The sequence below is a fragment of the candidate division WOR-3 bacterium genome (assembly GCA_039802005.1).
Taxonomy (GTDB): domain Bacteria; phylum Hydrothermota; class Tepidihabitantia; order SM23-42; family JAOAFX01; genus JAOAFX01.
Window position 1 is genome coordinate 1,451 of the sequence record JBDRVV010000014.1, and the last position, 21,797, is coordinate 23,247.

The following is a 21,797-nucleotide window of genomic DNA, read 5'->3' on the forward strand; positions in this document are numbered from 1 at the left end:
CCAGAATGTCTTTTGAGAAATTTTTTATTCAGTTTCATACAAAACATCTCAATTTATGTTCTAAAAATATTTTGTAAATAAACTAACATTTTTTTAATCCCCTGGGGTGCCCACAGGCACCCCAGAGGCCAGAAAGGGGGTTGGGTTTTTACTTTATTTTAACCACCCGTGCGGGTGAGCAATTCTTATCCTCAGAGACAATAAAATAGACACCGGCAGGTAATTCACGACCCAGATTGTCATCGCCGAACCAGATGATACTGGATTCATGATTCAAGATACAGGATTCAAGACTGAAAGACTTAACAACCCTGCCTGAAACATCATAGATACTTAATAAAATTTCGGATTTCGGATTGCGCAATGCGGATTTGTTTGTAATTTGGGATTTGGGATTTGTTTGGTCATTGGGATTTGGGATTTGGAATTTAATCAAACATTGATTCCTGAAGGGATTCGGATAAACCCACAAACTTTGATAATGATTATCAACCTTTATATCTCCATCACCTTTATCTTCCTCAATCCAAACGCTTCCACCATTTGTTGTCTTGCGGATCATTCCGCCCCTGCCCACTGCATAAACGACATTTGCATTGATCGCCTGGATATCCTCATAACCGTGCCAGGTCATAGAATTGATAGCAAACCAGTTTGAACCACCATTCGTTGTCTTCATCATCATATGGTATCCACCCGGTCTGAAAACTGCGTATCCAATAAGATTATCCGCAAAGGATACGCCAACAGCGGGAACAATACCACCCCCCAGGCTTTGTCCTGTCCAGGAATTGCCCCCATTGGTTGTCTTTATCATTTTATAAGTCCCGGTACCTCCCATTAAACCTGAAATATAACCAACCTGTGAATTTTCTGGAAAATCTATGGCATAGAAATTTGCTGAAGATGGTGCATAGTTTTCAACCCAGATCTGACCACCATTAGTGGTTTTATATACAAGTCCAACTGCACCACCATAAGAAGGTGTGGCACCCGCAACTGCATAACCAGTATCCGCATTAAAGAAAAATAAATCCTGGATTGCCCGATAAGTATTATTATTAGGAATGTTTTGACTTATCCAGTTATCACCACCATCCGTAGACTTCATTATCACTCCACCAGTACTTCCCAGTCCAGCAATGTAACCAATTTGCGAATTTATGAATTTCACTGCATACAGGGTGGCTGTAGTATTTGAATTTTTTGGAGTCCAGACATTACCACCGTTGGTTGTCTTGAAAAATGTTCCATTAGCACCAACTGCAAAACCGAGTTGATTATCAAGAAAATCAACATCATAGAATACCTGCCCGGTTCCTGTTGTTTGCTGTACCCAGGTTGCACCTCCATCAGTTGTCTTGCATATATATCCTGCATCGCCAACCGCATAACCAACCTGGTCGCTCTCCGGAAAATCAACAGCCCAAAAAATTCCTTCAGGACCTGTATTTAAGAAATTCCAGGATGTGCCCGCATCCGTAGTTTTCAAAAGTTGGCCATGGCCACCATTCTGGTCATAGACATATCCTGCAGCATAGCCAGTCTGTGTATTGGCAAAACCAATCGGTAAAACATAAGTCATAAATTTCGGAAGAAAGACTGGAGTCCAGCTACTACCTCCGTTTGTTGTTTTCATAATGAAACTTCCACTCCAGCCCGAATTTGAGTGTGCCCAACCACCGGCATACCCGACCTGGGCATTCAAAAAATGTACTGAATAAATTTCACGGTATTGTTGATACCATATCTGTTGCCACGTACTACCTCCATTGGTTGTTTTAATAATTGTACCATTGCCACCACTACCTAATGTATACCCCCCTGCATAACCGTTCTGATTATCAATAAAACACACATCCCAGTAAGTCACATTTGCTGGACTTGTCTGGCTATTCCAGTTGGAACCACCGTTCGTTGTTTTTAAGATTACCGGGGTTGTAGTTCTATTCCCACCAACAACATATCCAGTATTTGCATCAACGGGAAAATGTACTGCAAGCAATTCATAGGTTGTGCCAGAATTTTGCTGAACCCAATTTTGCCCACCATTTGTCGTTTTTAATATCATTCCATTTCTCCCTACTGCATATCCGACCTGATTGTTTCCCTGCGGAAAATCAACATCCATAAGCCAGGTATTCTGTGCGCCAAGATACTGGAATGTCCAGGTTGCACCCTGGTTTGTGGTTTTTAAAATTACAGCATGATATGTTGTATTCCAGTTTGAACCCCAGAAATTACCGACTGCATAGCCAGTTAGCGAATCAGGAAAATCAATACCATAAAGTTCATAATAACCAGGCTGGGAATCAGGATAAGGTGTGAAACTTACATCCCAGGCCAAGCCACCATTTGTCGTCTTTAAAATGGTTCCTGCCTCTTCTTCAACAACAAAAATAATATTTTCGTTGATTACACAGACATCAGTGTATTCATTACCTTCAGGTAATGGATTCTGCCAGGCCCAGGGGAGGTTAGCTGAATGAACAAAAGAAACGATTAAGAACATACCAAACCAAATTCCAATTTTCATAATACCCCCTTTCTCTAAATATTTATATATAAATGTGTACCAAATTAACCACACACAACACAATCGCAATAGTAACTACTGGTTACAGCGATACATATTATAATTACTTGACATATTCTGAATTATAGTATATAATTTACCGCAGATGCATAACAAACAAAGAGAATTATTTTATGGGGTCATTGACGAATATTTTAAAAATAAATCTTCAATCAGAAAGACCGCAAAAAAATTTAATCTCCATTATCAAACAGTCTTTAAATGGCTGAAATATTTTAAAAAATTTAGGACGCAACCGCTGTTTCGTCCCTGGAATCGGTCTCCAGGGTATATTGAAAATAAGGTTATAAAGTATAAAGAAAATTACCCGTGGCTCACGCTGGAACAGACACGGAAGGTATTGCTCAAGAAGAAAATAAAAATCACCAGCCGTGGAATATGGAATATCTGGAAAAGATATGGATATTCTGGCTTTGATCGTTTGAACATTTGCAATGACTTTACCGAATTCATTATTCCTTCTCAGGAAACAAAGTTAAAGTTAGAAGATGCAGAGCGGCTATTTAATGATGGCAAAATGAAAGAATCAGCGATAATTTTAAATTCCTTACCCCCGCTACCAAAGAATGAATTAGTTTTAAAATTACCGGAAAAACTCTTGAATACAAGGCGCAAGATTGAAAGATTGACAATGGAATTCGGCAAAATCCCATTGTCGGAATATATCAAAAAAGCAAAAATACTCTATAAAAAATCTATCAAGAATGAGTGGAATTATTCGGCATTAAGAATTGGTATGGCTTTGCTTGTTGCATTATCCTGGCTTGGCAATCCTGAAGAACAAAGGAGGTGGACAGAAAAAATTGAAAAACTTCTACCTGATAATAATAGAAAAGCCAAAGATTTAATGCCAATTCGTTTTACCCTACTTATTTCAAAATGCCACACCCTGGTGCAAATGTTAAAATTGACTGAAGCATTCCGTCTTGCCCGTCATTGCTATCATCTTGTATCACAACACAAAAGTCCATTTTATGAACTCCTCTATGACCTTGCAGTCCAGTTCATAGACCTTGAAGACTATAATACTGCAGAAAAATTGCTTCTCAAAGCCCTTGAAGGCGTTGACGAACAAAGAAAGAAAAGGTTGAAGATGTTACTCGCTATTTATGTTCATTTATTGAGATGCAACAAAAATAATGCATTGAAACTTCTAAATGAAGCAGAAATCTATGATTGGGCAAAGGATGCCCAGTTGTCACGATTTCGGGCTCTGTTTGCATTGATTGAAGGTAGGCCATCAGAAGCTTTTAGCTTAGCACAAAATGCTTTAAATGCCTCAAGAGGAGCAGGACTTCTGAACGATATTAACAATGCCTATCTGGCAATGGCAAGTGCTTATATGTGTCTGGGTGAAAAAGAAAGAGCAAGGTCGTTATTGATTGATTTGAAGAAATTTTTGAAAAAAAGAAAAATGAAAAGGCAGTTGTTGATTACCAACATCCTTCTGCAAAAAATTCCACAAAATAAAGAATTTTTCAAATTATCTACAATCAAACTTGCCTGGGTATTAAAAAACAGGGGTTATATGGAAGCATATCAGTTTGCCGTCAGGAAAGGCATCCTGTTTTATTTTTATCGTTATCTATTCTTCTACCCCGATTTTGTTCAGAAAAGGATTGCAAAGAATAGACCAACTTATCTACCTAAGGCAATTCTGCGCCTGCCGATATTTAATACAAAAACCGATGTGTACCACATAAATTTATTAGGCAAATTAATCATTTTCCGCAATCAAAGATATCACAAATTTTATCTTTCGCCAAAGGATGGTGCAATACTTTTGTTTATTATCACCAGAATCAATGAACCAGAAAAATCATTGAATTTAAATGAACTCTACGAAAATTTCTGGTCAAAAAGTAAGAATCCAGCAAGGATTTTCTCCCACAGTTTAGTCCGAATAAAAAGGGCTCTTAAAATTCCTGCCCATTATTTAGAGATAAAAAGACATAACGGGGAATCTTATCTAATCAATCAAAACATTTATTTTACCACCGACTATCAGGAATTTGAGCAGACCATTACCCGGGCAAAGGCGCTGGAGCGGGCAGGTGAATGGGGATTTGCAAAAAAAGAATATTTAAGGGCATTTAAGTTGTTTCGTGGCGAGCCGTTTAAGAAGAATTTTGATAGCTGGTCGGTGGATATGAGATTTAGAATTTTGAGTCAGTTTGAGACCGAGGCGATAAATTTTGCTAAGAGTTGTATAGAACATGGCAATAAAAACGATGCACGAAAAATTTTGCAAAAAGTCTTGAGAATAATCCCTGATTCAGAAGAGTCTCAAAAAATATTTGAGACTCTTTGATTTCCCTTTATATCCCCTGACTCGGACAAAGCCGAAACCAAATAAGATATCAATATAAAATCCTCTGTTTCGTTTGTCGGTTGCGAAAAGCGCTTCGTCCGTCGTTGGTCGTGAAACGAAACCGACTTTCTAAACCGTTACGCATTTCGCAACCGTTTTCCGAGTTTCAATTTACCCCATAAAAAATCTTTGGATGGTGGGAGTTAAGGCGTGAGCCTTTCATAAAATTCTTACGAATTAAATCCACTTCCCTGATAACCCTTGCTTGAGTTGTTCAATAGTTTTATGGTTGGATGGTTACATAATCGGATTGTCTCATAATTCTGTAAGGCAATTTTTGGAGCCTGTGTCATAACTAACATTTAACCAGTATTGTCATGCTGAACAATGTCATGCCGAATCTATTTCGGCATCTCATGCCATTTTCAGCATCCCGATCTTCAGCGCGACGGCGCTTGAAAAATCAACACTTTTTAGGACCCTGAAATAAATTCAGGGTGACAGAGTATTGTAGGGCAAACCTTTAGGTTTGCTTATTTCTGTTGCAAGGCTAACCTCTGGTTCTGAAAGAACCATCGGTTCTTGAAGAAAGCCTCGCCCTACATTCAACAAAACCGCTAACCAAACCCTATCTTATTTCCAATCCCAAACCCCACACCTTGCTGCCCCAAGCGAGAGCAAGAATTATGTTCATGGGCGGATAGTTTTATGATTAGAGTTAAGCCGTGAGGCTTTTATCTCCATTCCCCATTAATACGAAATAGCAAGCTAATGCTCACCAGAGCACTAAATCAAAATTCGCTCACTTAATTTTTTCCTTGACATTAAAAATTTTTAAATTAAAATATATCAGGAGGACTTTATGAAGAGATTGGCTGTAAACTTTTTATTGTTTATTTTTCCGGTTTTTGCCAATCCCTTGCTTACCGGTGTTATCAATGAATTCCAGACTGATACGCTCCTTGGACAGAAATTTGAATTTCATCCAATAAATTACGGCTGGGAAATACCTCTATTGGGAGCCTTGGTTTATACGCCCGGATGTTCAGCCTATGTTGATACCAATATCTCTAATCCGCCTTACGGTTATACGGTGATTGATAGATCAATTTTGAATGGAACATTCCACCTAAACCAACAAAATGGATATATATATATTTACAAATCAGACTATTTCATGGATGACATTTCCTACGCTGATACTTTTCATTCTCCTATTCTTGCACCACCTCCTAACACCTCTGCTTCAAGATTTTTGTTCACCTTGTATTATAATTATCCTACACCTGCAGAGGATTGGTATATTGATTACACACCAACATTGGGTAGTGAAAATGACGATTATCCAGGATGTGTAATCAGCGGTTATGTATATCTAAATAGTATTCCAATTGAAAATGCTAGAGTAACTGCCACTGTTTATGATAGCATTATAACCCAGGGACCTTTTTGTAAATGCTGTACTACTTTCACGAACAGCAATGGTTTTTATTCTTTTGATAGTCTCTGGCCTGTCCGCTACTGGATGACTGCGTCTTTTGGAAATCATCCACCTATAGGTGAATTATCACCTTCCCTTTGTGCTTTATGGGAAAAACATTTGAATTTCTATTTTGTTGATATAGAAGAACCTGGAGTAGAAACCTTTAACCCATCGGCGTCATTGATAATTTTTCCCAATCCATTCCGGAACCACTGCGTGATTAAATTCCAAATTCCAAATCCCAAATCCCAGACAAATCCCAATGGCCAAAATCCAAACAAATCCGCAATCCGAAATCCGAAATCCGAAATTTCGTTAATGGTTTATGACGTTGCGGGTCGGGTGGTTAAATCTTTTAATCCTGAATCCTGTATCCTGAATCATGCATCAGGTATCATCTGGGATGGCTGTGATTTTCTTGGTCGTAGGCTTCCTGCAGGTATTTATTTTGTGCGGTTGGAGGCTGGCGATTATAAGCAGATTGAGAAAGCGGTTCTGTTGAGATAATGTGAAGTTTGGTGAGGGAGTGAGTTAGGAGGTTGGATACCGATTTCTATTTTTTAGTGTTGTCTTTAATCCTCCTTTTTCAAATCCCCCTTAATCCCCCTTTTCTAAAGGGGGATTAGACTAGTAGCGAAACCGTATAATGATAGACAAAAGGGAAGAAGAAGGTCCTTATCCCTTATTATCACATTCAGGGTATTCAAATATTGACTTTCTTATAAAATCAAATATAATTTTAAACAACGGGTTTTGAAGCCGTATAACAATTAAAGACCATTTACGGGGCGTGGCGCAGCGGCTTAGCGCACTTGGTTTGGGACCAAGGGGTCGTGGGTTCAAATCCCTCCGCCCCGATATTAAATATTAAAGGGAAACAATGAAGCATATTTTTACATTTTTGTCTATAACTTCATTACTACCAGCAATTGATTACAGCGATATACCGTTATTAAAATGGGTCGGACCAGAAGGTTCAAGACCAGAAACCTATGAAGAATGGATAGCGCAAAATCCGTATACAGAATTTTTCTGTTCACTTGATAAAATTGTCTATGGAGATGGAAGGGCTGGGAATGTTGCTATTTTAACCCAGCAGAGCATTGCAGGTGCATTGACAGGCGAGATTAATCAATTGATCAACAATCTACAATTAGAAGGATACACTATATTCAGTTATCAAATCTCTGGTGGCACACCAGAATCCCTGCGAACATTTTTACAAAATCTCTATAGCAGCAACAATATTGAAGGTGCACTATTTATTGGCAACCTGCCAGTTGCCTGGTTTGAAATTGCAAATGATTTTGGACAATATGGGTATGCCCAATTTCCCATAGATTTGTTTTATATGGACTTGAATGGGACCTGGCTTGATACAATGAGCACCGGGAATGGAAAGTACGATGGTCATACTGGAAACATAAATCCTGAAATCTATATTGGAAGGCTCACACCTACCGGTATTGGAGTAGATACTGTTACTTTAAAAAATTATTTTCGTAAGGATAATGCCTATCGTCATGATACACTGCAATTACAACGCAAAGCACTTTTCTTTTGTGATGATGACTGGATTCCATGGGCACCCCAGTGGGCTTATGAAGTCTCAGTATTATATCCAGATACAATGAACTACTGGGATGCGGAGACAACAAGGGCATCTATCTATCGAATAAAATTAAATACACCCCAGGCATGGGTTGCAGTATTTGCCCATTCTTCACCGAGTTTGCATCAATTTAAATATAATAACGGAAATTCTTATGACTATTACTATGCAAATGAATATATGACTCAAAACCCACCTGCAAATTTCTACAATCATTTTGCCTGTTCATTTGCCCGATATACGACAAATGGATATGGAGGTGGACAATCTATTTTTAATCAGGGCTATGGACTTGGTGAAGTTGGCTCTACAAAGACCGGCAGTATGCTTGATTTTTATTATTTTTACCAACCACTTTCACAGCAAAAGACACTTGGACAGGCATTTAAAGATTGGTTTACACATATAACTGCAAATGGTGTTACATTTGATGAACTCTGCTGGCATTATGGTATGACCTTACTTGGAGATCCATGGTTAAAACCCACCGGTCATAATTTCTCTATTGCAGAAAACAGAAAAAACATTGTCCAGAATGGACCAATCAAAATTATTGGAAATCCATCTAAAGAACAGGTAATCATACACTTGACTGTTCCGCCTTCTTCTGTTGTAAATTTAGCAATCTATGATTGTCTTGGGAATCAAGTTAAGAAATTAATCAATAGCAACTATATTTATCAGGATAATTATAAAATTGTATGGCGTTTTGATGATGATGCTGGTAGACAACTACCAGCCGGCGTTTATAGTGTCAAGGCAGAAATTTCAGGTAAAATTTTTACTGCAAATTTAGTCCATCTGAAATAGAGAGATATCTTGACACTGCAAAATAATTAAATATAATAAAAATTGTGAGCAAAGGCAAAAAAGTCATAGTTGTGGAGTCTCCAACAAAAGCCAAGACGATAAAATCATTTCTTGGCAGGGAATATACAATTGTATCATCAAGGGGACATATCAAGGATCTGCCAAAATCAGATCTTGGGGTAAAAATAGAAAATAACTTTGAACCAAAATATATAAAAATAAAGGGAAAGGCAAAAATAATTAACGAAATCAAGAATGTTTGTAAGAATTCGGCGAAAATTTACATAGCGTCAGACCCTGACCGTGAAGGTGAAGCAATTGCCCAGCATATCGCTGAAGAATTGAATTCAAGTGCACCAATTATAAAAAGGGCATTATTTCATGAAATCACCCCCGAATATGTAAGAAAAGCACTTCAAAACCCGGTTTCAATAGACCCCAATCTGGTTGATGCGCATAAGGCACGCCGGGTTCTTGACCGTATTGTAGGTTATTTTACAAGTCCATTTTTATGGAAGGTCATAAAATCGGGACTCTCAGCAGGAAGGGTACAGAGCGTTGCATTAAGGCTAATATGTGAAAGAGAAAAAGAAATTGAATCTTTCCAACCAACGCCTTACTGGAATATTTCGGGCACATTTTTAACAAATGCAAATGAATCCTTCAATGCCAATCTGATAAAAATTGAAGGTGTCCAAAGAAAAGTGCTATCAGAAGAAGAGCTCAATAATATCAAAAATATTTTGAAACCGAACACAAAGTTTACGGTAACGATTTACAGAATAACAACCCCCGAGAAGATCCCGGCTCCACCCTTCATCACATCTACGCTTCAGCAGGAGGCTTCAAGGCAATTCAACATAACTCCCAAAAAAACAATGCAGATCGCCCAGAGCTTGTACGAAGGAATACACCTTCCGCAAGGGACAATTGGTTTGATTACATATATGAGAACCGATTCCACAAGGGTGAATGACCAGGCAATCGAATCGGTAAGAGAATACATTGATGGAAAGTTTGGAAGCGACTATCTTCCCAAGGAACCAAGAAAGTTCAAAGATAAAAAAAGTGCGCAGTCCGGGCATGAAGCAATCAGACCAACAAGAATCAACATTGAACCTGATTCAATAATTGATTACCTTACCCCTGATCAGTATAAAATATATAAATTGATATTCGACCGTTTTGTTGCATCACAGATGGCAAATGCTCGATATGAATTAAAAGAAGTCTTTTTTGAATATATGGGTCTTGAATTCAAGGCAGAAGAAACAAAGCCTCTATTCCTTGGTTATCAGCTGTTAACCGGTGAAACAATCCAAAGAGGTTTTGTACCAAAACTCAAGGTCGGTGATACGGTAATCTTACAGCAAATCAATATTGAAGAAAAACAGACCGAACCCCTGCCAAGATTTACTGAAGCAACATTAATCAAAAAATTAGAAGAAAATGGAATTGGCAGACCTTCTACCTATGCCCATATCATACAAACTTTATTTGACCGTAGATATATAATTAAAAATAATGGAAAATTAATTCCAACCGACCTGGGCAGAGAAGTATATAATATAATTATCCCCAGATTCAACAATATCTTTGAAATACCATTCACCGCCCGAATGGAAGAAGAACTTGACCTCGTTGAAGCAGGAAAGAAAAAATGGCAAGAAGTTGTTAAAGAATTTTACGAACCGTTTGCAAAAGTTGTAAATCAAGCAAATGCAGATGCAGAAAGTATAAAGAAAAATATTCAGCAGACAATTGATAAAATTTGTCCGCAGTGTGGGAGACCTATGGTGATTAGATGGGGTAAATACGGCAAATTTCTTGCCTGTTCAGGATTTCCTGAGTGTAAATATTCAGAAAATCTTGAAGTTCAAATCACAAATAAAACCTGTCCAAAATGCGGTAAGGCACTCGTGATTAAAAAAGGAAAATATGGTGAATTCCTTGCCTGCAGTGGTTATCCAGAATGCAAATACACGGAAAACCTTACCCACGATGTTCCTTGTCCTGTTTGTAGCGGCACGGTGATAATCTTATCTGGTAAAAAGGGTCGGATATATAAATGTAAGGCATGTGGATTCAGTTCTTTTTATCCACCTACAGAACAAAAATGCCCGCAATGTGGTAAAGGCACGGTTTTAAAGAAAAACAAACCATTCTGTCTCAGTTGCAAAAAATAAGTTTTTATCCCTAATGAAATTAGGCTTTCACATTTCAATTGCTGGTGGTTTTAGATATGTTTACACAAGGGCTAAAGAAACAAACTCTGAAACAATACAGATTTTTTCCCGAAATCCAAGAAGTTGGAAATATAAAGACATTGACGATGAAGATTGTTTAATCTTTACAAAACAAATAAAAGAGAATGGTATAGCACCGGTCTTTATCCATCTCCCCTATTTGAACAACCTTGGTTCTAATAATGACCTATTATATAAAAGGTCAGTCGATTCATTAATTGAAGATTTAAAAAGGGCAGAAAAATTGAAGGCAGAATATTTAATAACCCATAGTGGTTCTAACCCGCATTTAAAATCAGGGATAAAAAAAATGATTGAGGCAATTATTAGGGCATTGTCTGTTATCAATAATAATGTCATAATACTTATAGAAAATACAGCAGGAAGTGGGAATGAGTTCGGTTATAGATTTGAGCAATTGAGTGAAATATTAAAGGGAGTGAATTCCAATAGGTTAGGCATTGTATTTGATACTGCCCATGCATTTGCCGCGGGTTATGAATTAAGAACAGAAAAAGGGGTTAATGAAACAATAAAAAATTTAGAAAGATATATTGGTTTTGAAAATATTCACCTCATTCATTTTAATGATTCACTGGCAAAATTGGGTTCAAAAAAGGATAGACACTGGCATATTGGAAAAGGAGAGATTGGAAAAGGTATGAAATTTATAATAAACCATCCTGGACTTAAAGACCTACCCTTTATTATGGAAACACCAAGGGCAGGGATTAAAGAAGACCTAATGAATATGGCGATGGCAAGAGAAATGATAAGAAATCCTTGACCTTAGTAAAAAAATATATATAATATATGTTCAAAGGAGGCTTCATTGGCACATGCTTATACTCCAGGCTTAAAGGTTCTTGCTTATACGGTCGTTGAGAAACAGAGACGTCTGCCCTTGCCGGGTGAGGTCCTTGTTAAGGAAGGCGATAAAGTCAAGGCGGAGCAAATTGTTGCAAAGACATCCCTTCCGGGCAGTGTCCAGACCGTTAATGTTGCCGGGCTATTAGGAATACTTCCTGAGGAAATTGAAGAAGCAATGATGAAAAGGGCTGGAGACGATGTGCAAAAGGATGAAGTCATTGCCCGGAGTAAGGGATTTTTTGGACTATTCAAATCAACGGTCAAGAGTCCAATAACTGGTAAGGTAGAAAGTATTTCAAAGATAACAGGACAGGTAATATTGAGAGAACCACCTATTCCGGTACAGGTGATTGCTTATATTGATGGTCAGGTTAGTAAAGTATTTCCAAATGAAGGAGTCTTAATAAAAACCGAAGGAAGTTTTATCCAGGGTATATTCGGCATAGGTGGTGAGACGATTGGCGAACTTGCTATCGCCACGGATAGTCCTGATAAAATCCTTACTGAACAAGATATAAATGAATCATTTAAAGATAAGATAATAATTGGTGGTTCACTTGCGCCTTACGAGACCCTAATCAAGGCACGTAATGTTGGTGCAAAAGGTGTTATCGTCGGCGGCATTGAGGACCAGGATTTAAAAAAGTTTATGGGTTATGACATTGGTGTCGCCATTACGGGTTCGGAAAATGTTGGATTAACGATTATCGTTACCGAAGGCTTTGGTAGACTAAGAATGGCAGATAGAACATACAATCTTCTCAAATCGCTTGTTGGTAAAAAAGCTTCGATCAACGGTGCTACTCAGATCAGGGCAGGGGTTATGCGTCCTGAGGTCATAGTTCCCCTTGAAAAGGCACCAGATAAAAAGATTGCCCACATCTCTACCGGTTCAGGTTTGGAGATCGGAATGGCAGTAAGAATCATAAGAGAACCTTATTTTGGAATGATTGGTAAGGTCGTTGACCTTCCAGTTCCATTAGAAAATATAGAGACTGAATCAAAGGTGCGTGTTCTTGAGGTAGAACTTGAAAATAATAAAAGGGTAAAATTACCAAGGGCAAATGTTGAAATAATTGAGGAGTAAATGGTGTTAATATTTATATTGCTTTCTTCAGCAGGAATAAATGGACTTTTAATGCCAGCGTCAGCGAAGGGTGTCATGACTTATTATTCCACTTCGGTTGGTAGCGAGGCGATATTCTATAATCCGTCGCTCTTTGTTGCCAGACAAGACGGATATAGCTTAAGTTTTTTTTACACCAGCATATATACTTCAATGAAAAATATGAATCTTGGTATTAGCAGAAAATTCAACGATTTTGACATCGGCGTCAATATAATGAACTATGACTATGGGATGATCGAAGCAAGACCTGATTACCCAACCGAAGATTCAACAGGATTTTATACAGGTAGTGATTTTTCCCTTGGATTTTGTATCGCAAAAAATTTTTCTGCCAATGGAAGAATCGGAATAAAGGCAAAATATATTTATGAGAATTTATATATCTATTCAGATGCAACTCTGGGTATTGATTTTTCGCTTGCCTATATAAACAGTTTTAGCGGTTTGAGTGCCGGGGCGACAAATTTAGGCGGGACCATTAAAATTGCAAACGAAGAAGTGAATTTACCGGCAAAATTTAGTCTTGGATATTATAGAATGATTAACAAATTTACAGTGAGTTGTGATATACATTATCTTGTAAATACCACCTCATTTGAATCCGCTATCGCCGGTGAAATAAGGTTAACCGACAATTTTGAAACTGGATTGTCAATAAATTATCGTGACCAAATTTACCCAGGTTTTTATATTGGCATTCACAACCGGAATCTGGCAATTAAATATGGTGCATCAATCTATCCATATAATTTAGGTATGATAAATACAATTGGAATAGGTTTTTCATTTTAATAGACTATGAACGGCGGCATTTACCTTGATTTTGAAAAACCAGTTATTGAACTGGAAAGGAAGATTGAGGAATTAAAGAAACTCAGTGGTGTTGACGATGAAATTGAAAGACTTCAGCAGCAGGCTGAGCGGTTAAAGCGGAAGATTTATTCAAATCTAAGTCGGTGGCAGAGAGTCCAACTTGCCCGCCATCCCCGTAGACCGTACGCGATTGATATTATCAATGCCACAACCACTGATTTTATTGAACTACACGGTGACCGCAGATTCAGCGATGACCCGGCAATCGTTGCCGGATTGGGTAAAATTGGTAAATACTCTATTGCCATCGTTGCCCAACAGAAGGGCCGTGATACAAAAGAAAAAATAAAACGAAACTTCGGAATGCCCCATCCTGAAGGATACCGCAAGGCACTTAGAATAGTAAAAATGGCAGAAAAATTCAGCATACCCGTGTTAAGCATTGTTGACACACCCGGGGCATATCCAGGTGTTGGTGCTGAAGAACGGGGTCAATTTGAGGCAATTGCCTACAACCTTTTTGAATTTGCCTTATTAAAGGTTCCCATTCTTGTTGTTATATTAGGTGAAGGTGGTTCTGGCGGTGCCCTTGCCATTGCTCAAGGGGACAGGGTCCTGATGATGGAAAACGCAATATATTCTGTAATATCACCGGAAGGATGTGCATCAATACTCTGGCGTGATGCCTCAAAAAATAAAGACGCTGCTGAGGCATTAAAAATTACTGCCCAGGACTTGCTACAATTCAAAATCATTGACGAAATCATTCCTGAACCACTCGGCGGTGCCCATATGGATTATCAAAAGACTGCCGAAAACATAAAATCAGCGGTATTAAAAAATCTTGAAGAACTGCTCCAAATCCCGGTTGATGAATTGATTGAAAAAAGGATTGAGAAATATAGAAAAATGGGGGTATATAAGGAATAATGGCTTTAGAGGGAAATTTAGAAGATTTTGAATTAACTGATGTATTTCAATTAATACAATTAGGCGCCAAAGATGGTAGTTTAAGAATTCAGACCCCAAGCGATGTTGGGGTTGTCTATTTTAAAAACGGTATGGTCGTTCATGCAAAAACCAATAACTTAATAGGTGAACAGGCGATTGACTCAATATTACAGTGGCGTAAAGGTAGATTTTTATTCAAGCCGGGTGAAGAAACCCTTGAGAAAACTGTGGAGCTGCCGATACAACAAGTCATACTTGATGCAGCAAGACGTATTGATGAGTTAAATAAAATTCAGCGGTTGATTCCTTCTTTTGATATGGTCCCAAAGATTGTTGAGGTTCCTGATGTAGGGATTGAAAAAATAAATCTCAGGCCTGAAGAATGGAAGGTTCTGGCATTCGTTGATGGTTCTCTGTCAATCAGGGAAATTTCACAAAGAGTAAAACTTTCTGAATTTGAAACCGGAAGAATCCTTTATGGACTGATTTCTTCCGGGCTTGTTAAACTAATTCAAGAAAAATCAGAAGAAAAACAGAAGATAGAACCAACCCCACCCGGTTCAGATGAGGATGATAAAAAGGGTGGCATTTTTGGAATATTTAAGAAAAAATAAATTCCAAGCGCCAAATCCCAAACAACAATTAAATTCCAATAATTCAACAACGGCGCATTAGCAAGCTAATGCACTCCCTTCTCCGTTTCACTAAAGCTACGATACTCTGTCCAACTTTTTTTACCCTTCTTCTCCCCTCTTTACCCTTCTTTACCCCTATTTAATTCGTCTATCGTTATATGGTTTCGCCGCCCGTATCGGCTAACGAGTTCGTCTATCAGTCTAATCCCCCTATTTCCCCCTTTAGAAAAGGGGGATTTGAAACACGGGACTAAAGTCCCTACTCCAGCAACAGCCCTAATCTCTATCCTACAAGCAAGGGATATCAGGAGAGATAAAGAAATATCAAGGGAGAAGCCCTTTTTCACCCCTCTTCACCCTTGTTCACCCTTCTTTACCCTTATCTCAACAACACCGCCTTCTCAATCTGCTTATAATCTCCAGCCTCCAACCGCACAAAATAAACACCGGCAGGCAACTTGCGACCTAAATCATCACGACCATCCCAAACCAACTGGTTAAATGGTTGAATGGTTAAATGGTTAAATTGCTTAACTACCCGACCCGAAACATCGTATACACTCAATGAGATTTCGGATTTCGGATTTCGAATTTCGAATTTAATCACAAGGTGATCCCTGCAAGGATTCGGGCAAATCTGCAAATCTAATTTTACAGGTTGTAGTTTTGAAGTTTTATCTTCAGCGATTCCGTGTAAACAACCAAAAAAATGCATAATTGAATCAAGCAAAACAGCCCTGGTTGAAGGTGGTGTTCCATCAAAAAGTGCTCCAAGTTCAAAAGAAGTCGCAACTGTACGATAGATTCCCGCATCATAGGCAACCCCGCAATCAAAATAATTATCTGTGTCTCTAAAGATTAAAAATGAACCGGGATTTAAAGGACTTATATGGTCCATCCATTCATTCTCACCAGCGTAATTAAAATCCATTCCCTGGGTAAATGTTCCAGCAATACCTCCGATTGGTCCCATATTTGACCCACCGTCATCAATTGGGTTTAATCCAAATAGATTTGAAAAATCATAGCCACCCATCATCGGATCGTAATACCACACATCACCACCTTCCATATACAATCTACCACCAGACAATGCAAAATCAACCAACCTCTGCGCTTCGGCACTACCCGATTGAATAACATAGTTATTTGGGAATACCCCTAAACAGACAAATACACAATTGTAGAGATTCAAAATTTGAGGTAGATTTGCACTGATTTCACCTGAGTAGCCCAGACTGGTTAGTATATTGTGCATATTCTGCCCCGGCTGTGGGGTCAAATCAGGATTCCAAATAAAATAATCTTTCTTTCCGATAACGATAGAAAATGATATTGTATCATGATAGAATAAAGAATATAATACCATCTGAAATTCTGCGGATGTTCCCGGAAGGGTTAATGAGTCTGCATATACAATGAATGGGTCTAAATCATTTACTGCTGAAGAATCAATACCAATATGCGGATAACTTCCAGTTGAATCAGTAATGACCGTATAATTTGAAAGGCCTTGCAATATTGCATACACACTATCAATTGGTGAATGTCCCGTATTTTTTATCTTTACCTTGACAAATACGGTCTCACCCGGTTCCAGATTAGAATTGCCATTTCCACCACTGATTAAAATTTCAAGGAGAGTCAATTCCGGAGCAAAAACCGGATGGTTGAAATGCGAAATCCATATCGAATCATTCATATCTTTACAGATCAAATCAAAAGTTATATTGTGTAGGTCAGGACAATTTGTGGCTATAGAAAAAACATATCCACTATCACCCGTATAAGATGAATCTCTGCCCTGAATTTCACCAAACCATTTTATTGAATCAAAAATCGTTGTATATATATCGTTCGTCCTCAATAATCCAAAAACATTATGGGCTGTGCTGTCTCCCCAGTTTTTTATCCACAATGGTAAATTAATCATTTCCCCCGGATTAATAAGATTATTGTTATTACCGTATAATGAATCATCAATAACGGATTTCAAATATACTACATAAGGTATTTCTGAGTTTTGAACAGTCATATAACCTTCATACGGTTTTAAGTTTTTCCCTGTTACCGTGACATAAATTGTATCTTGAACAATCAATGGATTTATTGAAAAGTAAGCCTGACCATTAATGTCCGTTGTATCAAGGACATAGACCCCGGAATCCTGTTTTGCCATTACACAAACAAAGGCATTACTTATTGGTGATAAATCCACTGCTTTATTGACTGCTACTGTAAAGTTTGCACTACCATAAGGAATCATTTGCGGATGTATTACCAGAAGTGAGCAGGGCGGTGCAGTCCAGATACCCATCTCCGGGTCGCCGATTGTAGTGAACCCAACATATTCCTCATCACCCCCGGAATATGGATACATAGTATAAACCCTTACTCTGCCGCCCTCACACGCTTCGCCAAAAGTCCTTTTCCCATCAAAAAATACTGCATCAAAAAAGCCGCGCGATACCGCGCTCCTCAAGAATGTAATAAACCCGCCACCGACTGTAGTTGTAGCAAACAAACCAGCGCCGCCTCTCAAATTTGTGGGTGAACCGGTGAGAAACCATCTCTCTACCTGGGCAGGTGTCGAACCGGTGCCAATGGTTCTACAAGTAATTGAAAGAACGATAGGTAATTTTGTGCCATTTGTGGTCAGATCTGGGTTACAATCAAAAGGTGGATACCATTGTCCAAGGCCTGTTCCACGATAAAGCAAAAATCCCCTGCCACTATTTATTGATTGATATACACTGTAGGCATTATTACCAAGACCAGCGGACAGGGTATCAATCAAATCATAGCCATTAGAAAGCATTAGATTCTTTGCTTGACGAACATCATTCCAATAGACTGTATCATTACCGATTGGTGGATAATAACCATTGTCTTCATTGGCAATAAGACATGCCCGCTTGAACCAGAAGGTATCTGCAGTATTCGGGTAACGCTCATAAGCAATAATCTTTTGAACAACGGTCTGAACTTCGGTTGTATTATGGACAGTCAACCTTCCTGAGAGAATTTCATTATATAAATTGTCATCCATGTTAGTATAATAATTATCTGAATTCCAACCAAGTACAAGAGGAAAGGGTATATAATTGGGGGCACCAACAAAAAGAATGTACTCAGGTTTTACAATCCAGTTATTATAAGCATTAACAATATAATCCCTTATCTGGGGCGCAGTTGAGCCAATTTCAGATAATCTTACAACCTTTGTGCGCATTCCTTTCTTATGTTTCCACTGCGCAAGTGGTAGAATATCATTATAAAAATTATCATGGGTGATTATTAAATATCGCGCACCAATCTCCTGACAATATCCTGTAATAACAAAAATTGCAATCATAAAAAGCCATCTTCGGAAGTAATGCATCGCAGTTCCTATAAAATTATAAACAGACCAAGGTTTAAGTCAAGAATAAGTCTGTTTTTGCCCTCTCAACCTTTAAATCTTAGGCCCAGAATTACAATCCGCTACATACCCCACAGATGGAGATCCAAATAGCAGATAGACAACAACGCATTAGCAAGCCAATGCACCTTGTTTTAGTCTCCCCAATGCTCCGTTCCACCGAGGCTCCGACACTCTGTCCAATTTCTTTTCTCTCTTCCCTTTTTAATCCCTCTTAACCCCTATCTCAATAAAACAGCTTTTTCGTTCTGCTTAAAATCTCCCGCCTCCAGCCGCACAAAATAAATACCCGCAGGAAGCCTACGACCAAGAAAATCACAGCCATCCCAGATGATACCTGATGAATGATTCAGGATACAGGATTCAGGATTAAAAGATTTAACTACCCGCCCAGAAACATCATAAATCTTTAGCGAAATTTCGGATTGCGAACTGCGGAATGCGGAATTGTTTGGGATTTGGAATTTAATCATGCAATGATTCCGGAATGGATTCGGCATTAATACGATATTTAGATTTTCTGGTCTCAATGACAAACCATCTTTCTCTTCAATACCAACCGTCGGTGGCCAGGTCGTAAACTTTAAGGCAAACTGAGAAGTAATTGGAACGCCCCACTGGTGATATGTCCCATCAAGGTAGTACTGAATACCGACATTCCGCGCATAATTTTGTATACCTATAGTATTATCTGTCTGCTGCATTGAATTCATATACTGGACTATTATCTCACCATCCCCTGTTGGCGTCGGATAATAAGCGGGGTCATACAAAATTATCTCAAATGTCTCCAAAGTCGTATTGGCACCATAATGGGGAACCCTAAACCATTCCACCACAAACCGATGATTTGCCGCATCATTATAATAATAAACATCGCCTGGCGCACCACTAACCCCAGGATCCAAATCATCCCATAAACCTGCAATACAAGTTCGTGGTGCATTTGTACTCGGCAAACCATAATTCGTTGCATAACTGGATGTTGCTGAATCCAAAGTTACAAATCCGTTTGATGATATTGAAATACGATTGTAATTCAGACCATAGTATTTAAAGGTAAAAGGCAACCCCACACGTCTCACCTGGTCATCGCTCAGATTTAACGATGTTCCAGGATTCTGAGTTTGTGTCGTATCTATCGCAAACCAGTTATATACCGGTGCCTGCTGATATGGGCAACCTGACCAGTAAACATAGTAATAACCGGTATCAGTGGGCATTGGACGACCAACGGTTAAACTGAAATTCCTTGTCCAGGATGTTTCAGCACAAACTATATACAGTTGAAAGTCAACAGTATGACCAATAGGACAGGTTGATGAGACAGAAACACGGAATGGATCCGAAGAATTATTTGCGGAATCACCCGCAGGTATCGTACCGTATGTTGTGGTTGAATCGATTAGTATAATATAATCATCATTCTCACGCAAGCGTGCCGTTGTATTCGTCGCCTGCACACCACCTGCATTTCTGACATAGCATACAATCCCAGCATTCTCACCAGGATCAAGCCTACCATTATTATTATTATCTTCCACAACTGCGGTACGATTGAGTAAAACATTTGGACGGTTAGATTCATAAGGTTTTATCAAAACACAAAGCGCAGCGACCTCGGCTTTTATAACTTCTGTAGCAAAGGCGTTATTATTATATCCTGCACCAATTGTGTCATGTGTTGTATGATAATGAGGATTTGTAGGCCAGTAATCTTCTATATTACATAAACCATGATAACCGTTGTCATAAAAAGGTTGAATATCAGACGGAATTGACGATACAGTCTGCTTAATGGTGAGCAAATTCGTATAGGTATCAGCACAGGCGATAAAGAAATCTGCAAACGGGGTATTGGCACTGTTGGTTAAGACATTACAATCTTCAGGTGAAGCATCAACATACCCGATCATATCGCCATTTAGAACACCAAGTATACTATCACCCTGCTGCCGGGCATTGTTTGCATAATATGTGCTTCCATAAAGTCCTTGCTCTTCACCGCTGAAGGCAATAAATCTTGCTGAATATTCAAATTGGTAGTTTCTCATTACCCTTGCTGCCTCAAGCGCGGCCACAGTGCCACTTGCATTATCATCCGCACCCGGTGCTATGCTCGGCGCCTGATTAGATGTCGCATCAAAATGTCCATCAATTATCGCATAAATATTGGGGTATAAAATTCCTCTTTTTATTCCGATCACATTTGGAGCATACCCAGAAGTATGATATTGAAAATAAACCGAATCACATCCATATTCCAGAAATTTATTCCTTATCCAGTTAGCAGCAGCAAAACAGGAGTCATGGGTTGAATACCTGGTTCTGAAATTTTGCAATCTCCTTACAAAACTTAAAATCGTATCTGGATTAACGCTGTTCACAATTTGTTGTATCGTTGGATTACTACGCACTTCTGGAAAAGTCATTGCATTAGTCTTTATTATTGGTTTAAACGATAACCGCACTATCTCAACCGGTTCTCGGTTTAAAAGCAAAAGTGCGTCAGTCTTTAATTTTAACAAAAAAACATTATTATCTTTTGTCAATAAATCTCCATATTTATCAAGTTCAACAGGCTTGTTAAACTGATAAAGTAAGTAGTAATCTCCTTCCTGTGGGCTCTTAGAAAGAATCTGATAATCAAAATCTCTTAGTTTTGTAAATTCTTTATCATCAATTATTGCAATTGCACAATTATCCAATTCTTTTATTATATCAATTTCTTTTTCAAAAAGTGGTGTAAGCCTTCCCCCTCCCAGTTCAATCCTCACCAGATTGCTTTCTGCATTCGCTAAAGTAAATAGAGCAAAAAAAGAAAAAAATATCAACACAACTCTAATACCCTTCATTTTATCTTCCTTTGTTTATTTCGTTTTAATTTTTATTCACTAATAAATGGGTGGGGGATAGATTT

At 38.5% G+C, this 21,797-nt stretch carries 12 protein-coding genes and 1 tRNA gene; 10 read left to right on the top strand and 3 right to left on the bottom strand.

Annotated features, from left to right (window positions below; all coding sequences use genetic code 11):
- Positions 1 to 148: 148 nt before the first annotated feature.
- Positions 149 to 2,536, bottom strand: a complete 2,388-nt coding sequence (locus tag ABIL69_05935) for a YCF48-related protein (protein ID MEO0123530.1) — start codon at positions 2,534 to 2,536, stop codon at positions 149 to 151.
- A 145-nt stretch (positions 2,537 to 2,681) separates the two neighbouring features.
- Between ABIL69_05935 and ABIL69_05940 the strand changes: the two genes are divergently transcribed.
- The 10 genes from ABIL69_05940 to ABIL69_05985 all read left to right on the top strand — a co-directional run bounded on the left by ABIL69_05940 (position 2,682) and on the right by ABIL69_05985 (position 15,435).
- Positions 2,682 to 4,907, top strand: coding sequence for a hypothetical protein (locus ABIL69_05940; protein MEO0123531.1), 2,226 nt, complete (start codon positions 2,682 to 2,684; stop codon positions 4,905 to 4,907).
- Positions 4,908 to 5,769: 862 nt separating this feature from the next.
- Entirely contained in the window at positions 5,770 to 6,897 is a 1,128-nt protein-coding gene (locus ABIL69_05945; GenBank protein MEO0123532.1) for a hypothetical protein, read from the top strand.
- Positions 6,898 to 7,174: 277 nt separating this feature from the next.
- A tRNA-Pro gene (locus ABIL69_05950) sits at positions 7,175 to 7,248 on the top strand.
- Between the two features lie 22 nt (positions 7,249 to 7,270).
- Positions 7,271 to 8,812, top strand: a complete 1,542-nt coding sequence (locus tag ABIL69_05955) for a hypothetical protein (protein MEO0123533.1) — start codon at positions 7,271 to 7,273, stop codon at positions 8,810 to 8,812.
- Between the two features lie 44 nt (positions 8,813 to 8,856).
- Complete coding sequence (gene topA, locus ABIL69_05960) at positions 8,857 to 10,998, top strand: type I DNA topoisomerase (GenBank protein MEO0123534.1); 2,142 nt, start codon at positions 8,857 to 8,859, stop codon at positions 10,996 to 10,998.
- Positions 10,999 to 11,011: 13 nt separating this feature from the next.
- On the top strand, positions 11,012 to 11,845 hold the full coding sequence (locus ABIL69_05965; protein ID MEO0123535.1) for a deoxyribonuclease IV: 834 nt from the start codon (positions 11,012 to 11,014) through the stop codon (positions 11,843 to 11,845).
- Between the two features lie 45 nt (positions 11,846 to 11,890).
- Entirely contained in the window at positions 11,891 to 13,015 is a 1,125-nt protein-coding gene (locus ABIL69_05970; GenBank protein ID MEO0123536.1) for a hypothetical protein, read from the top strand.
- The gene (locus ABIL69_05975) at positions 13,016 to 13,849 is read left to right on the top strand and encodes a hypothetical protein (protein ID MEO0123537.1); all 834 of its coding nucleotides are present in this window, start codon (positions 13,016 to 13,018) and stop codon (positions 13,847 to 13,849) included.
- Between the two features lie 6 nt (positions 13,850 to 13,855).
- The gene (locus ABIL69_05980; protein MEO0123538.1) at positions 13,856 to 14,800 is read left to right on the top strand and encodes an acetyl-CoA carboxylase carboxyltransferase subunit alpha; all 945 of its coding nucleotides are present in this window, start codon (positions 13,856 to 13,858) and stop codon (positions 14,798 to 14,800) included.
- Complete coding sequence (locus ABIL69_05985; GenBank protein ID MEO0123539.1) at positions 14,800 to 15,435, top strand: DUF4388 domain-containing protein; 636 nt, start codon at positions 14,800 to 14,802, stop codon at positions 15,433 to 15,435. The genes ABIL69_05980 and ABIL69_05985 overlap by 1 nt, the downstream gene beginning before the upstream one ends.
- A 400-nt stretch (positions 15,436 to 15,835) precedes the next feature.
- Here the strand turns inward: ABIL69_05985 and ABIL69_05990 are convergent, their stop codons facing one another.
- Together ABIL69_05990 and ABIL69_05995 are read right to left on the bottom strand one after the other, a co-directional pair.
- Positions 15,836 to 18,838 carry a C25 family cysteine peptidase gene (locus ABIL69_05990; GenBank protein MEO0123540.1) on the bottom strand — a complete coding sequence of 1,001 codons (3,003 nt, stop codon included), beginning with the start codon at positions 18,836 to 18,838 and terminating at the stop codon, positions 15,836 to 15,838.
- Positions 18,839 to 19,098: 260 nt separating this feature from the next.
- Positions 19,099 to 21,732 (bottom strand): M28 family peptidase, encoded by a 2,634-nt coding sequence (locus tag ABIL69_05995; GenBank protein MEO0123541.1) that lies wholly within the window; start codon positions 21,730 to 21,732, stop codon positions 19,099 to 19,101.
- Positions 21,733 to 21,797: the final 65 nt, after the last annotated feature.

Excerpts from the sequence above, each read along its gene's own strand:
- ABIL69_05940 (MEO0123531.1), top strand. The coding sequence starts at position 2,682 with ATGCATAACAAACAAAGAGAATTATTTTATGGGGTCATTGACGAATAT.
- ABIL69_05985 (MEO0123539.1), top strand. The coding sequence starts at position 14,800 with ATGGCTTTAGAGGGAAATTTAGAAGATTTTGAATTAACTGATGTATTT.
- ABIL69_05965 (MEO0123535.1), top strand. The coding sequence starts at position 11,012 with ATGAAATTAGGCTTTCACATTTCAATTGCTGGTGGTTTTAGATATGTT.
- ABIL69_05990 (MEO0123540.1), bottom strand. The coding sequence starts at position 18,838 with ATGCATTACTTCCGAAGATGGCTTTTTATGATTGCAATTTTTGTTATT.
- ABIL69_05980 (MEO0123538.1), top strand. The coding sequence starts at position 13,856 with ATGAACGGCGGCATTTACCTTGATTTTGAAAAACCAGTTATTGAACTG.
- ABIL69_05955 (MEO0123533.1), top strand. The coding sequence starts at position 7,271 with ATGAAGCATATTTTTACATTTTTGTCTATAACTTCATTACTACCAGCA.
- ABIL69_05995 (MEO0123541.1), bottom strand. The coding sequence starts at position 21,732 with ATGAAGGGTATTAGAGTTGTGTTGATATTTTTTTCTTTTTTTGCTCTA.
- ABIL69_05935 (MEO0123530.1), bottom strand. The coding sequence starts at position 2,536 with ATGAAAATTGGAATTTGGTTTGGTATGTTCTTAATCGTTTCTTTTGTT.
- ABIL69_05975 (MEO0123537.1), top strand. The coding sequence starts at position 13,016 with ATGGTGTTAATATTTATATTGCTTTCTTCAGCAGGAATAAATGGACTT.
- ABIL69_05945 (MEO0123532.1), top strand. The coding sequence starts at position 5,770 with ATGAAGAGATTGGCTGTAAACTTTTTATTGTTTATTTTTCCGGTTTTT.